Source organism: Microvirga tunisiensis, from assembly GCF_009296175.1.
Classification (GTDB): domain Bacteria; phylum Pseudomonadota; class Alphaproteobacteria; order Rhizobiales; family Beijerinckiaceae; genus Microvirga; species Microvirga tunisiensis.
Genome location: NZ_VOSK01000166.1, coordinates 1 through 14,452, shown reverse-complemented (window position 1 = coordinate 14,452; position 14,452 = coordinate 1). Strand labels below are relative to the sequence as shown.

General features: G+C 54.9%; 9 protein-coding genes and 2 pseudogenes. 7 read left to right on the top strand and 4 right to left on the bottom strand.

What is annotated here, in order from left to right; translation table 11 throughout:
* From FS320_RS48360 to FS320_RS27125, 4 genes and pseudogenes are all read right to left on the bottom strand, one after another.
* Window positions 1-144, bottom strand: a 144-nt coding sequence (locus FS320_RS48360; protein WP_244626992.1) for a DUF6429 family protein, incomplete at its 3' end; no start/stop codon positions are given.
* Window positions 145-200: 56 nt separating this feature from the next.
* Window positions 201-869 (bottom strand): annotated as a pseudogene (gene tnpC, locus FS320_RS27135) (IS66 family transposase); the annotation flags it as partial.
* A gap of 331 nt (window positions 870-1,200) precedes the next feature.
* Window positions 1,201-1,440, bottom strand: a pseudogene (locus FS320_RS48355) (IS110 family transposase); the annotation flags it as partial.
* Window positions 1,434-2,494, bottom strand: a protein-coding gene (locus FS320_RS27125; RefSeq protein ID WP_420846776.1) for an IS630 family transposase whose coding sequence is annotated in 2 segments (ribosomal slippage) — window positions 1,434-1,961 and window positions 1,964-2,494 — 1,059 coding nt in all. Because the reading frame shifts where the segments join, the coding sequence is not laid out codon by codon here. The gene FS320_RS27125 and the pseudogene FS320_RS48355, both read right to left, overlap by 7 nt.
* Before the next feature lie 779 nt (window positions 2,495-3,273).
* Between FS320_RS27125 and FS320_RS27120 the strand changes: the two genes are divergently transcribed.
* The 7 genes from FS320_RS27120 (at window position 3,274) to FS320_RS27090 (ending at window position 14,204) form a co-directional block, all read left to right on the top strand.
* Window positions 3,274-3,987, top strand: coding sequence for a sugar transferase (locus FS320_RS27120; protein WP_152715204.1), 714 nt, complete (start codon window positions 3,274-3,276; stop codon window positions 3,985-3,987).
* A 703-nt stretch (window positions 3,988-4,690) separates the two neighbouring features.
* Complete coding sequence (locus FS320_RS27115; RefSeq protein ID WP_152715202.1) at window positions 4,691-5,788, top strand: glycosyltransferase; 1,098 nt, start codon at window positions 4,691-4,693, stop codon at window positions 5,786-5,788.
* A 160-nt stretch (window positions 5,789-5,948) separates the two neighbouring features.
* Complete coding sequence (locus FS320_RS27110) at window positions 5,949-7,352, top strand: O-antigen ligase family protein (RefSeq protein ID WP_152715200.1); 1,404 nt, start codon at window positions 5,949-5,951, stop codon at window positions 7,350-7,352.
* The gene (locus FS320_RS27105) at window positions 7,349-9,361 is read left to right on the top strand and encodes a glycosyltransferase (protein WP_152715198.1); all 2,013 of its coding nucleotides are present in this window, start codon (window positions 7,349-7,351) and stop codon (window positions 9,359-9,361) included. Before FS320_RS27110 ends, FS320_RS27105 begins: the two co-directional genes overlap by 4 nt.
* 284 nt (window positions 9,362-9,645) lie before the next feature.
* The gene (locus tag FS320_RS27100) at window positions 9,646-11,031 is read left to right on the top strand and encodes a lipopolysaccharide biosynthesis protein (protein ID WP_162003267.1); all 1,386 of its coding nucleotides are present in this window, start codon (window positions 9,646-9,648) and stop codon (window positions 11,029-11,031) included.
* Window positions 11,032-11,256: 225 nt separating this feature from the next.
* Window positions 11,257-12,699 (top strand): lipopolysaccharide biosynthesis protein, encoded by a 1,443-nt coding sequence (locus FS320_RS27095; RefSeq protein WP_162003266.1) that lies wholly within the window; start codon window positions 11,257-11,259, stop codon window positions 12,697-12,699.
* Between the two features lie 203 nt (window positions 12,700-12,902).
* Window positions 12,903-14,204, top strand: coding sequence for a glycosyltransferase (locus tag FS320_RS27090; protein WP_152715193.1), 1,302 nt, complete (start codon window positions 12,903-12,905; stop codon window positions 14,202-14,204).
* Window positions 14,205-14,452 lie beyond the last annotated feature (248 nt).

Below are 14,452 nucleotides of genomic sequence, written 5' to 3'. Positions count from 1 at the left end.
GACTGGGTCGCCGATCAAGCCCTTCTTGTGAAGCCGATCCGTCGTTGCCCAGTCGAAGCCCTTCCAGGCACAACGCTCGTTATGCAGCGTCAGCCATAACAGCGCCAAAACGGCATCGTCGATCTTGTCCTCATCGATCTCCATGAACCGACGTTACCACGCGCGGCACCCAAAATCCCGCGGCCCCGCTCGGATGGATACGGTTCATACAGCTGCCCGAAGCCGGAATAGGCATCCGCCTGCAGAAGACCGCTGTAGCTCTTCAGGAAGGACTGCGGGTGCTCACCCTTGCGATCGGCCGAGTAGAAATACACCGCAGCTGGCGGATCGGCGCCGCCAAAGGGGCGGTCATCGCGCACCACGGTCCAGAGCCGGCCGGTCTTGGTCTTGCCCTTGGCCAGCACCGGCACCGGTGTGTCGTCGGCATGCAGCCGTTCCGCCCTCATCACATGCTCGGTGATCAGCGCGCTCAACGGCTGGGTCGCCACCGCGACCGCACCGATCCAGTCGCATAAGGTCGAGACATCCAGATCGACCCCTTCCTGGGCAAACACTGTGCTCTGGCGGGTCAGCGGCAGATGCAGCCCGAACTTGCCGACCGTGATCTCGGCCAGGAGATGCGGGCCGGCGCGGCCGCGCGGAATGGCATGGAACGGCGCCGGCGTCTCGGTGATCGTCTCACAGGCCGCACAGGTGAACTTCTCGCGGACCGTCTCCACCACGACCCAGCGCGCCGGGATGCGCTCCAGGGTCTCGGTCACGACCTCTCCGAGCTTGCGCAAGCCTCCGCCGCAGCAGGCGCAAGAGGTCGGACCAGGAAGGACAACGCGCCGGCGCGGTGTACTATGCCGGAATTGACGTGTCGTTGGAACACTTATGTTCAAATGCAAGCGGCATGGCCACGACTGTTCATCCCGCCAATCATGGCTGGTCCTGCATAGTGTAGCTGATGCGCAATGTAGGAGGCAGGACCTCAAGACGACGGTTTGCAAACTCTTATACGCTGGTTGGATACCGCATTTCCGTGTGTACGCCTGGGGCTGCTTCTATCTTAGTACGGGCATCGACGTCGTCGGCCACTCAGTTCCATCGAAGATTCCCCGACCGGGGCCCTTCCTCCCAGATTGAGCATCAGCAGATGATCGATCTTGTCTCCTCTTTCGAAGGCGCGCGATAGGCGGGGCTTGGCTCAGCGTGGTGAGCTGGTGGCACTTCCTGACCGATCGCCCACAGGAAGGCCGCCATTTCTCTCGCGATCGCGGTGATCGCGATGGCCTTGTGCTTCCCCGCGAGGATCATTGTTCGATAGCAGGAGCAGAGCCGGAGCTGACCTTTCCAGGCTATTTCGCGAACGGTTCTCGGGAGCCCTTCCAACTGCGCTTGCTTGGTTCGACTGACCCGCGCAGGGAAGCGGTAATACCAACTCCCATTGATCAGAACCCATGCGCCCACTCGCGCAAGCCGACGGACATTATGGTCCAGGGCTGATCAGTGAGTTTGGTCCAAGCCGCGCAGCAATGATCGAGGATGTCCGTGTAGGACGTGAAGATCCGGTTGGAGAGCCAGTTCTCCCTCATAAATTGCCAGATGTTCTCGACCGGGTTCAACTCGGGCGCTTTGGCGGGCAGCGGCACCAGAGTGATGTTGGGCGGCACCTTCAGCTTGCGCGAGACATGCCAGCCCGCTTGGTCGAGCAGCAGCACCGCATGTGCTCCGGGCGCCACCGCTTGCGCGATCTCGGCCAGGTGCAGCGTCATCGCCTCGGTCGTGCAGCGCGGTAGCACCAGGCCGGCGGCTTTGCCTTCAGCCGGGCAAATCGCCCCGAAGATGTAAGTGGAGGCGGTTCTCAGGTCCCGCGGGGCGGAGGGACGCGTGCCGCGCTTTGCCCATCGGCGGGTGATCTTGTTCTTCTGGCCGATGCGCGCCTCATCGGCAAACCAGATCTTGAGCGGCTTGCCATCAGCCTCGTTGACCGCGATTTCCGCCAAACGCGTGGGAAGCTCTTTTTAAAAACCGCCACCGCGGCATCGCTCTTGGCGTGATGGCGCGGGCGAGCCGAGAGCTTGCGGTAGCCGAGCGTCCGCAGTTCGCGGCCCAGCGTCGTCTCGCTCACCCCAATCCGGAACTCGTCCCAGAGCCACTGCACCAGATCCTTCAGCCGCCAGCGCACCACGCCATGGACAGCCGGAATGGGGCCGCTCTCCACCAGGGCCAGCAGGGCCTCGCGGTGGCAGGCTCGGAGCTTGCAGGCATTGCCTGGTGCCTTGCCATCGATCAGGGCTTCAGGCCCATGGGCGTTGAAGCGCACCACCCAGTCCCGCACCGTCTGCAGCCCGACCCCACCGACCTGCGCCGCTTTGGTCCGCGTGCCGCCATCGTAGATCTCGGCCAGCGCCAGCAAGCGTCGGCTTTGCCCAGCATCGTGGGTGGCCTTGGCCAAAGCCCGCAGCCGGGCCGCGTCATAATCCTGGCGAAGCTCGATCCCTGGGCGCATGGCGGACCTCCTGATCGCCAGCATGGAATCAGACGTGCGCCCGGCTGAAAACCCCGAATGAGTCAGCCTTCATGCCGCTTGGTATTAGTGCAACCTTCCAGGTTAGCGCTGCGACCAACGCTGAATTAGCAGTACACCAATATCGCCCTCTCAAGACAGGCCAGATGGGCTCAGACGGTTCTTTGCGCTGAGAGGTTAGAAGTGAGTCACTATCGCCTCGCTCGCTCGGGAGCACGAACTCCAATCTTCGCTTGAACCATTCCTCAGTTACCTGCATCACCAGACTCGGTGGAGAATGGGTCCGCTCTATGTAGCAGGGCTTGTCAGTCTTGAATTGCCCGCGCTGACTACAACCAGCTGCATCACGTTGGGGCGGTCTGCCTTCGGGTCTCCAGAGGTACGAAGTTACGCCGTTCGCGCCGATCGGCCTCGGCCACCCGTCGGATCCTGTTTTAACAGCACGTCACAAACCGCAACTCGGAAACAATTTGTTCGGCAGTGTTATCAGTCTCTTTCCCCGACCCTCTGTTCGGCTCAAAGTCGTACTTTCGTAAGGGATGTTTCTCAGGGGGGCAGACCACCTCCAATAGTGATCTGGAATAATTGGGACAACGCCATACGGTGTAATCCTTCATGAGACGCGGATATGCCTTTGAGAGGATATCGCGGTGCACCAAACCCTATTAGCGTTAAACCGTCGTCAGAGCAGCATAGCGACTGCGCTCGCGCACGACAGCTAAAGCATTCGAACAAACCCAACCTAGGCCGAAGGGTAAACCATGAAGAGTGGTGATATTGCGGAGCATGCATCGAACGCTACCCTTGAATGCAAGGACGCGATAGATGGCTCTCTGTCGCCGGACAGGGTCAATTCAGCTCCGGTGGGCAGGTCTCTCAAAAGGTTTTTCGATGTGACTGTAGCCACTATGGCGCTGTTCTTTTTGGCTCCGCTGCTTATTGCTGTCATTTGTTTACTGCTTATGACCTCCCGAGGGCCAGTTCTTTACAGGCATAGGAGGGTCGGCTTCAGAGGCAGCGAATTTGGATGCCTCAAGTTTAGAACAATGCGCGCCTACAGTGAGGAAGAGTTTCAGGCATATCTGCAGAAAAGCTGTGAAGCGCGTAAGGAATGGTACGAGACAAGAAAGCTTAAACGTGATCCGCGGGTGACAGTTATCGGCGCATTCCTCCGTAAATCTAGTATTGATGAGCTTCCACAGCTATTTAACGTAATAAAAGGTGAAATGAGCCTTGTTGGTCCGCGCCCTGTTACTAGGCAGGAGCTGGATAACTATGGTCCATACTCCGGATATTACTTGCGGACTAGACCAGGTCTGACAGGCGCATGGCAGATCAGCGGCCGTAGCGATACATCGTACCAAGAGCGGGTTGTGCTCGATACGCGATATGTCCGCGAATGGTCCTTTTGGGTAGACTTGAAAATAATTGTGTTGACGCTTCCCTGCGTGATAGCGGCAAAGGGAAGTTGCTAATCCTACAAATCGAGAGTGTCTCGACCCGCGTGATTTCGGGTTCTGGCAAAACAATACTGACCCGATCACGTTCGCTAAGCATGATCTCGGCTGTGCCGATGCCATCGGCGTTCAGCAGCACGATGGTTGCCCGCCAGACGTGTTTCTGAGCCGTATTCCTATTGCTGACAATGGTCTCAAGGCGAAGCTGGACTGTGCGAGCGAAACGGAGATGTCTGCGCGCGCGCCACAGCCTCCCACGCACAAGCCCCAAGAAGAATCCTCAAAAATGGCTCTTTCGTCCGGCGAGGACCACTAAGGCAGACCTAGTGATGATGCTACCTGACGAGTTAATCCTTTGTGGCTCTGGAGAGATTGTGCCGAACGATATACAACTAGCCGTGCCAAGTGGACCGTCGCGATGAACTGCAAAAATCTAAACACGTTCACTTACACATTGTGTTTGTGATGTTGCGAATCACATGCTTCAACGTGTGCAAGCCCTGCAGGATCGCGGGATTGGTGGCTTACATGACAGTTTCGATCCATTCAAAATCTCTACTCGGTGAAGAAGAGCAGCAACTCTGATCTACCAAACGTTGTTGCACCGTATTCTATACAATCCAAGCCGACGACAGATTAGGCTGAGTTCAGAATTTGATGTTGTTCAGTGGCAAATGCCACTCCGCTCATGCCCGTGTGAGTGAAAAGGAAAGCTCAAAGAATGAGGGTCGCGATCATACATTACTGGCTCGTGGGCATGCGCGGCGGTGAGAGAGTCCTTGAGGCTTTATGTGAGATGTTCCCAGAGGCAGACGTCTTCACACATGTGCATGTTCCTGGAGCAGTTTCGTCCACAATTGAGCGACACCACATTCAGACAACATTTGTATCCAAACTACCTCGCGCGGCCCGCTTTTACAAATCTTACTTGCCGTTCATGCCGATGGCACTCGAGCAACTGGATCTGCGAGGCTATGATCTAATCATCAGTTCGGAGTCCGGGCCCGCTAAAGGCGTTATTCCACCTGCCGGAGCCCTGCATCTTTGTTACTGTCATTCGCCCATGCGGTACGTCTGGAATATGCTTCATGATTATCAAGAAGGAACGTCACGTTTTGGCCGTCTCTTGATGTCTCCATTATTACATTATGTTCGGTTCTGCGACGTTGCAGCGGCTACGCGCGTTGATGCCTTCGCGGCAAATTCCAGAACAGTTGCAAAACGCATAAACTCGTATTGGCGGCGGACAGCCGATGTAATCTTCCCTCCGGTCGACGTGCAGAGTTTCAAGCCCAAAGCTGAAAAAGAACTTGGCGATTTCCATCTCATGGCTGGAGAGCTCGTTCGATATAAGCGGCCAGATTTGGCAGTGGAGGCATTTTCTCGCACTGGACGGCGGCTCGTCGTCATCGGCGGTGGTGAAATGCTCGCTGAACTGCGGGCAAAGGCAGGTCCATCAGTAACATTGCTCGGTCCACAACGCTTCGATGTTCTAAAAGATCATTATGCCCGCTGCAAAGCTTTGATCTTCCCGGGAGAGGAGGATTTCGGGATCGTGCCTGTTGAGGCCATGGCAAGTGGCCGGCCCGTTGTTGCTTTTGGACGGGGCGGTGCGACGGAGACGGTCGTCGACGGTGTGACGGGAACATTCTTTGAAGAGCAGACCATCGAAGCACTTCTTGATGCAGTCGAACGATGTGAAAACGCACACTTTGACCCCGCTGCAGCTGTAGCTCGATCTCGGGTTTTCGGAAAGGATGTTTTCAAAGCATCGATGGCCGAGTTCGTGCAGCGCTCGCTTGCTGGCGTGGCCGCTTGAACATGCTTTTTGTAAGTTGCAAGCGACTGGAGAGAACTTTGGGCTCAGAGGTGAAGGTTCGCATCGGCAGATGGTGTGGAAAGCCTGAAGATGCCCGTATGTCCAGCGTTGGCGGTGTTCTGCTGACCGGTCAGGTTTCGGCGAACCAGGATACTGCTCTATGATCGAACCCATAGGTATTGCTACGATCGTTCTTGGCCTTGTATGCATTCTCCTCGGGCCCCGGGCCACCATCGCAACGCTCGTGGTTACAACACTGTTTGGGTCTTCGGCCGCGCTCTTCATTGGGGCAGCGAATATTCAGCCAGCCCATTTTTTCCTTGGCTTTGTGGCCGCTTCCGCGCTTACCCGCTCCCGCGAGATTACCGCAGCGATCAGAGCCGTAAGCCCCCCAATGCCCGGATTTTGGCTGGCATGCCTGCTTATATACGGAGCAGTAAGCGCCTATGTGCTACCTCGCATCCTGGCAGGAAGTACTTTAATCTTTCCAATTGGCACATCGGAATACAGTGGGTCAGGCTTAGTTCCCCTTGGTCCTGTGTCCGGCAATATAACACAAACTGTGTATCTCAGCGCCGATCTCGCATCCTTCGCCCTGGTAGTAGCAGTTGCTTCAACCCGCGCCGGATTCGAGGCGATCACGGGCGGTGTAATTGCATATGCTATTGGCAACATCCTGTTTGCGTTGCTGGATCTCGGTACATATCTGACCGGAACCCAGGACCTCCTCAGTTTCATGAGGAACGCTCGTTACACACTTCACCACAATGAAGAGGTAAGTGGGTTGAAGCGCATCGCCGGATCATTCACTGAGGCTTCGAGTTTTGCAGGATCAACAGTCGTTGCCTTAAGCTTCACAGGAACAATGTGGCTTTGTGGACGCCGTCCGGCTTGGACCGGTATTCTTGCCTTGGTGTCCCTCATTCTAGTCATCCTATCGACATCATCGACTGGACTCCTGGCGGTGCCGTTTGTGATGATGATCTTGTACGCGACTGCACTTTATCGCTCCGGGCTTCATCCTAGCGGGCATGTTAGTGCGGCAGTCGTGCTACTGGCGCCACTAATTGTAATTATCGCGGCCTTAGTTGTGTTGTTAAATGACCATTTAACGGCTGTTATCCGCGACTACGTTGATCTTCTGGTACTTAGCAAGTCAACCTCCCAGTCTGGGATCGAGCGAGCTTCCTGGAATGCTGCGGCACTGCAGAACTTCTTCGATTCCTGGTGGTTCGGCGTAGGCCTTGGTACCACACGTACCTCAAGCTTTGCCCTGGCAGTTCTATCACACGTCGGGTTGCCGGGTGCCATCCTGCTAATGATTTTTATTATCTCGGCATTCGCACGCCAACGTGGCCGGCCACGCACATTTCCCTCGGACGTCCGCCTTGCAGCGCGTAATTCATGTCTATGCAGCCTTCCGGCGGCTGTCGCATCAGCATCGACTTTGGATTTAGGTCTCCTCTTTTTTATCATGGCCGGTCTGGCTTGTGCTGAACCCGAGCGGGACGCTGCAGAATGGCCGGGTGGTGCCCGCGTCCGGAATACTGGAGCACAAATATGACCACGGAATCGGAATTTGCCGTCAACGGGCGATTTTTGATGCAGCCTATGACTGGCGTGCAGCGTTATGCGCGGAATGTGCTTGCTGCAATGGACGCAGCCATTCTAACTTCGAATATCAAGGTACCAATCATTGCACCACTATCCGCAATTGACCCGCAGCTACCAACAATGCCTTTTATGGGCGCTGGATCATTAACTGGGCATTCATGGGAACAATTTGTTCTGCCGGCAAAGTGGTCTGGGCGCCTACTCAATCTTTGTAATACGGCACCTGTGGTCAAGCGAAACCAGGTGCTATGCATACATGATGCCAACGTCTTTGTGGCACCTAAAAGTTACGGGGCAGGTTTTCGCGCGGTTTACAAGTCGTTGCAGCCGCTTCTCGCTCGACGTTCGCTTAGGATCGCTACCGTCTCTAATGATGCGGCCCGCCAGATCGCGCAGCACCTACCGGTGCGCATGTCCGATATCGTCGTGCTGCCGAATGGCCATGAGCATGTCAACACATGGGACTCGGCACTCGCCGAAGTTGCTCCTTCTATTGTTGCTGACCCTTCAATTAGGTCAGCGCGGGGGTTTGTTCTGGCGCTCGGATCGCGCGCACGGCATAAGAACCTGCAATTGCTCCTGAATGCAGCACCTGGTTTCGCTGAGCTTGGCCTCGGGATAGTAGTCGTGGGCGGTGGCGCAGGCATCTTCACTCCTGAAACCTTGCAAGCTGCTCCAAACGTTCATGTGATTGGCTCTGTCACAGATCATGATCTAGCATTTCTAATGGATCGAGCAGTCTGCTTGGCATTCCCGTCTTGGACAGAGGGATTTGGCTTGCCGATCCTTGAGGCCATGGCACGAGGCTGCCCTGTCGTTTCATCGGATCGGGCGAGCATGCCCGAGGTCTGTGGCGCCGCCGCTTTGATGGCGGCGCCCGATGATCCGGCTGCTTGGATCCAGCATATGCATGCGCTTCTAGAGTCGTCCGATCTCAGACATGAGCTTATTGAGCGTGGACGAGAGCGTGCTCGGTTGTACTCCTGGAGCGATACGGCAGCCGGCTACATCGAGCTAATGCGTGAGCCTTCAGCTCGCCTTCCACGTTCTGGCGCGACACAACAAGAACTTCCGAATGTGGCAGTCATTGTGGCGACCCGTGGAAGGCCCGATGTTGTGACGGCTACCTTGCGTCATCTGATTGAAACCCAAACCCTCAAACCTACCGCTATAATTATTTCATGCGTTGAACCCGAAGATGCAGGGAATGCGGCTCTCCTGCCAGGCGTTAGAGTTGTTAACGGGCGACCTGGACTTGCAGCGCAACGTAACGCCGCACTTTCAGCATTACCCTCTGGGGTTGATATTGTAACTTTTTTCGATGATGACTTCGTGGCCGATGCGGGCTGGTTGGCTGCTGCAGCCCGAACGTTTCGGGATGATGCGGAGGTCGCTGGCTTTACCGGGCATGTTCTTGCCGACGGAATAAAGGGGCCAGGCTTAAGTTTTGAGGAAGCCGTCCGGATTGTAGAAACAACGGGGAGGCATCCTGGCTGGCGGCGCTTGGAACCATACAGTCCTTACGGCTGCAATATGGCGTTTCGCTTATCGATGATCGGCAGCCAACGGTTCGACGAGCGTCTGGTGCTCTACGGCTGGCTTGAAGATCGTGATTTTAGTGCGAGTATCGCCAAACGCGGAGGGCGGCTCGTCAAGGACGCCAGTGCTCGAGGTGTCCATATGGGTGTTAAGAGTGGACGCGTGGCGGGAGAACGGCTCGGATACTCCCAAATCGTCAACCCACTCTACATGCTGCACAAGGGGACAATGACCCCAGTACAGGTTGCCGACCATCTGTTCCGAAATGTCGTAAGCAATGTAGTACGCGCGGTGAGCCCAGAACCCTTTATCGATAGGCGAGGGCGGCTGAAAGGAAATCTGCTCGGTCTTGCGGATGTATTATGTGGGCGGCTTAATCCTGAACGTGCAGCGGCAATTCGTTTGAGGCAAGGGGCATAAGATTGTACAGGAGCACTATAAACCCAATTCGCACAACCAAGGTCGACTGGTTGGTTGATGAGCATGTAGCTGAGGTCGCAGATGACGGTCCTCGAGCCCTGATCACCGCGGTTGCTTCGGCGGCCAAACGAAATAAGTATCAACTGCTAGCATGGGTAGTAATCTGTACCGGGTTAGCGACGTTCAATGCGCTCACAATCCCCCCGTCCTATACGGCTACGGCGAGCTTGGTGCTTGAGCCTCGCGCGTTGAATGCCGGGCCTACCTCGGTGAATCCGGCGGCAATGTCGCTCGACGCAAATCAGGCTGAAACTGAACTTCAGGTTATCAAATCCGAACGTCTTCTAACTTACGTCTTCGAAAGTCAAAATCTGGGAAAGCATTCCGACTTTGCATTCCAGTCACCAAGCATGTTTAGCCGAATGCGCGGCTATATCCAAGCGGCTCTTAGTAATGAGCCGACGCGCCCACCAACCGCAGAGGAGAGCCGGCAGATCGCTTTTGCCAACTTCGCCGCCCGTGTGGACGTTCGAAGGATCGGTCAGTCCTATGTAGTGGATGTGTCTTTCACGTCGTCGGATCGAGAACTTGCGCCCCGCGTGGCGAACGCGATCGCGTCAGCCTACCTCTGGCAGTCACTTGCTTCCAAAACCGATAAAGCAAGGAATGGCGCGGAGTTCGTTCAAGGGCGTCTCAATGCGCTCTCAGCCCAGGTTAGTGCCGCTGCTGCCGCTGTCGCCGCGGGCACACTCCCCACCACTGCAGTACCAGATGCTGACTCGCGGGTTATTGGTGCAGCAGTCCAACCTCTTGGGCCCTCGGCACCTCGCAGAGGACTGATCATTGCCCTTGGGGCCATCATAGGTCTTACGACTGGGTTCATTATCCTAATTGTTAGTCAAGTGTTCGATCGTCGGATCCGTACAAGAGAGGTTCTCATACACGCTACGGGTCTCCCATGCCTCGCAATAGTCCCCGAAGTGCGTCGCTGGAAAGGGGTTTCGCGACTGTCTGAGAAAGACATGTGCTCTTTAGTATCGTTGCGTCCTGAGGGGGAATTTGCAGCGGCCATCCGCGACATACGAACATCCATCATGCTGGCGCGTTCTTCCAGGCAGGGTCACGGCAATGATGTTGTCGCGCTCGTATCCTGGACACGTGATGCGGGCTGCACTCTGATTTGTGCTAACTTGGCTCATATTGTTCGGGAGAGCGGGGCGAAGGTCACAATCGTTGATGCAGACATTCGCCAGAAAGGGTGGAGCCTGGCCGATCAGTCGCCGCAGGCTGCGATCAGCGCTCCGTTAACCCTTGCTGATGCGCTCACAAGCGATACACCTGTCAATGAATCGGATTTGTTGGAATTTGAGGGAATCGCTTTGCTGCCTGGGCGCTCGTCAAGCTCTAGGATAAATCAGCTCGCCTACCTGAGTACACCGAAAATGGCGCAAATTTTCGACATGGCACGTAATAGGAGCGAAGTGCTTCTGGACTTGCCACCGCTTTGCGTTGGCGCAGATGCAAGAGCGGCAGCACAGTACGCTGATGTTGTCGTATTAGTTGCTGCTGCAGGGCGCACAACGAGGGACGAGCTTGCAGCTGCCGTACAAACCTTGAAAAGCGCAGGAGCGAATGTGATTGGCGCTGTGCTCAATCGAGCCGGTGCGTAGCTTGAGTTTGATGGCTAATTTTATTGGATTTCGGACCCTGGGGTTGTCTTGGAACGAGAAATGCAGGTAAGGGCACTGGGGGCATTTATATCCTTGCGTGCTTGATTGTTGCGATTTCTACGGCGCAGCGCACACTGAAGGCGAGGTTGTCCCGAGCTAATCCCGGTAACTCAGGGCTGCTTCCAATTACTTCGGTACTTTGATTGAGGTTGCAGAATGCTCGCCATGAAAACCCTTCAAGGGGCCGCTTGGTTGGTCTCCGCTCGCATGGTGGGGCGCGTGATCGACTTCATGACACTTCTGGTTCTAGCAAGAGCCTTGAGCCCGGCAGATTTTGGACTTGTCGCTGTCGCAATGACTCTTATTTTTGTGGTGGAGGTGGTTTCCGAGCTCCCACTTACTCAAGTTCTTGTTCGCCTTGACAATATTAGAAAGTCGCACCTGGATACTGCTTTTACCTTAGCCGTTCTGCGAATATTGTTGTTCGCTTTTATCATAGGATCTGCAGCATGGCCTTTCGCCGCAGTCTACGATGACGATCGTCTGATGCCATTGCTTGTGGCTCTAGCTGTGGGTCCAATAAGTAGGGGCTTATACAGCCCTGGTATGGTTAAATTTTTTAGGGATATTAACTTTTGGCGAGGATTCGTCACTGAGATGTCTGGCAAGATTTGCGGCACTGCTTTGGCGATCTTGTTTGTTTATCTGGGAGCTGGTTACTGGGCTATCGCTATAAACGGCATTGCCTCGGCAACCCTGGCAACTGCAGCATCCTATGTGCTTGCTCCCTACCGACCTGCATTCTCCCTTAAGGAGTGGCCGGAGTTTGCCAATTTTATCAGTTGGTTCACGGTGGCACAGTTTGTTGGGGCTCTAAATTGGCAGTTTGATCGTATGCTGATGGGGCGTTTCGTCAGCAGAACGAGCCTTGGCCAATATACGATGGCAAACGACCTCGCGGTTTTGCCTACACAGACTTTCGTTGCTCCGGCAATGACGTCGGTCTACGCAGCATTGTCTTCGGTGAATAGCGATCGAGAGAGGCTTCGGAATGCATACCTGAAAGCCTCACGATTCACAATGATGCTTGCTGCGCCGTTATGCTTGGGTATTTCTCTGACTTCAGACCTGATCATCAACTCTCTACTCGATACCAAGTGGGTCGAGTCGGCCGCCTATTTAGAGTGGCTTGCTCTTACAATTGTTTTGGTGCCGTATACGCAGCCTTTGCAGTCTCTTGTGCTTGCTGTGAGCAGGGCTGACATCATCTTTTGGATGAACTTCATCAACCTTTGCTTTAATGTAACGCTAATATCGCTTGGACTATACTTCGGCTCTATATTTGGAGTGATTGCCGCACGAGGGGCAATGTCGTTAATCATGTTTGCTGCGTCAGTTGCAGTAGCGCGGAGCCTTGCTGGAATTAGCGTTAAGTCCCAGTTCAGAAGCCTTCGGGAAGTTGCTGCGGCATGCGTAGTGATGACAGTCGCTGTGATGATCTTGCGATCCTATCTGAGCGCTATCAATATCAGCGTGTATATTGAATTGGTGTTGACGAGTGTCGCTGGTGCTTTGGTTTACGGCAGTGTGCTTCACATTCTGGGAGTTCGGATCATACAGGTCGTTGAAGGCATAGTTCGGGTGAAGCTTCCGGAAGTAAAAGGATGACCACGAAAGACAGACGTGGATCTCACATCGATAGGTGATGAAAAGTTTCTTGGGCACTCAACGGACTCACCGCCTGCGTGCGGGCCACCGACCATAAGAGGCATCTCAGCCGGCCAAGCTACCCATAGTGCAGAAGCCTAGCTGATCCTGCACTAGCTCCAAAACCGGGCCGCCTCGTGGGGCAGATCAAAGGGCGAAACTCGATGCGCATTCTTTATGTTATCTCTTTCCCGCCGTTTCCGATTGAAGTTACTGGTGGAGCGATTCGATCGCGTTTGCTTTTAGATGCCCTGAGTCAGTGTGGAGATGTGCGAGTTCTCTACCTAAATTACCGTGGTCCCGACCATTATCTGAGGATCTCATCGTCATCATCTCGCGAAGAAAACTACCTATCCGTATCGTCGATATCGATGCCAGGGACTAGCGGAAGCAAATATCGAAGCTATCTAGAAAAAGCCTCGCGTGCAGTAGGAATGTTCTTCGGAAGCGGGTTAGCTACCGCTGGGCTGCGGGTCAGCGATGAGGCCGAGCGGACCATTGATGAACTTTGCGGTCGTAATGAAGTCGACCTGATCGTCGGCAGACTGTGTCGCCCGTCAGCGGCTGCTGGTTTGCTAGCCGAATGGCCTGTCCCTCTTATCATTGATGCCGACGACTGGGAACCCAGCCGCACCGCCGCAAGACTGCAATCGGCTCCAAGGTATAATCTATTACTGCAAGCCTACCTGCAACGAGAATTGCGGGGTAATATATATTTAGGGAGTAAGGTATTAGAAAAAGCCAATCACATTTGGCTCGCTTCGGAGAAAGATACTGCGGCACTTAATCGAATTGATGTCACGACGCTGCCGAATGTGCCAATTTCCGATACTGGCGGTGAGATTCAGGCACTAGGGCCATCAGCCCAAGGATCGAAAATAATCTTCTCCGTGGGTGATTGGGGAAAGCATCAGAATTCAGACGGGATGAATTGGTACCTGCGGCAGGTCTGGCCGCTGATTCGTCAACGTATACCTCAGGCGGAGCTAAGAATAGCGGGCGTGGCTCCAGCTTCGCTCAGGCGCGACTGGGGCGCCATTCAGAATGTCCACCTACTTGGTTTTGTCGACGATCTGCGTTCCGAGTACGAAAAGGCTGGGGTCGTAGCAGCCCCAGTAACATGGGGTGGCGGCACAAAAATCAAAGTATTGGAAGCTCTCGCATATGGCCGTGTTCCTGCCGGAGCTAAACACGCATTTGAAGGCCTTGCTGATCCAAGAAGATTGGAGAATATTGCGGTTATTGAGCAGCACGCGCTTACACTCGCCGAAGCAACCGTTCAGATACTTATCAATGCACCGATGAGGCATTCGCAGGAGATTGCTGCAATACAGTATTATCTCGACAATTACTCAGTTGCGGCATTCAACAAGTATGTTGAAGAAACTGTTCGGAGCGTAATGACGGGGAGGGCGGAATTCCTCAGTGGTGATCCTCTCCACGAGGTGGTCGGTGTTCAAAGTTAAGGCTTGGACATTGGACCTGCCCCGAACGCTGGACCACGGCCGATCGGAACTTCCGGCCTCATGGCACCATCGGCTGGCTGGAAGTTCCGATGTATTTCATGAACTCGCTCGGGGTCTTATGCCTAAGCAGCGATTCGGTGGTTGGCGAACGGATGGCGATTTCGTTCGCAATTGAGCATCCTGACCGCCTCGTGGATGGCATCATCGAGGTTGTCTGGACCGTCGAAAGTCTGGTGAGCGAGATGATG

Coding starts and splice junctions, on each gene's coding strand:
- FS320_RS27095 (WP_162003266.1), top strand. CDS start 11,257: ATGAAAACCCTTCAAGGGGCCGCTTGGTTGGTCTCCGCTCGCATGGTG.
- FS320_RS27105 (WP_152715198.1), top strand. CDS start 7,349: ATGACCACGGAATCGGAATTTGCCGTCAACGGGCGATTTTTGATGCAG.
- FS320_RS27115 (WP_152715202.1), top strand. CDS start 4,691: ATGAGGGTCGCGATCATACATTACTGGCTCGTGGGCATGCGCGGCGGT.
- FS320_RS27090 (WP_152715193.1), top strand. CDS start 12,903: ATGCGCATTCTTTATGTTATCTCTTTCCCGCCGTTTCCGATTGAAGTT.
- FS320_RS27100 (WP_162003267.1), top strand. CDS start 9,646: ATGTCGCTCGACGCAAATCAGGCTGAAACTGAACTTCAGGTTATCAAA.
- FS320_RS27120 (WP_152715204.1), top strand. CDS start 3,274: ATGAAGAGTGGTGATATTGCGGAGCATGCATCGAACGCTACCCTTGAA.
- FS320_RS27110 (WP_152715200.1), top strand. CDS start 5,949: ATGATCGAACCCATAGGTATTGCTACGATCGTTCTTGGCCTTGTATGC.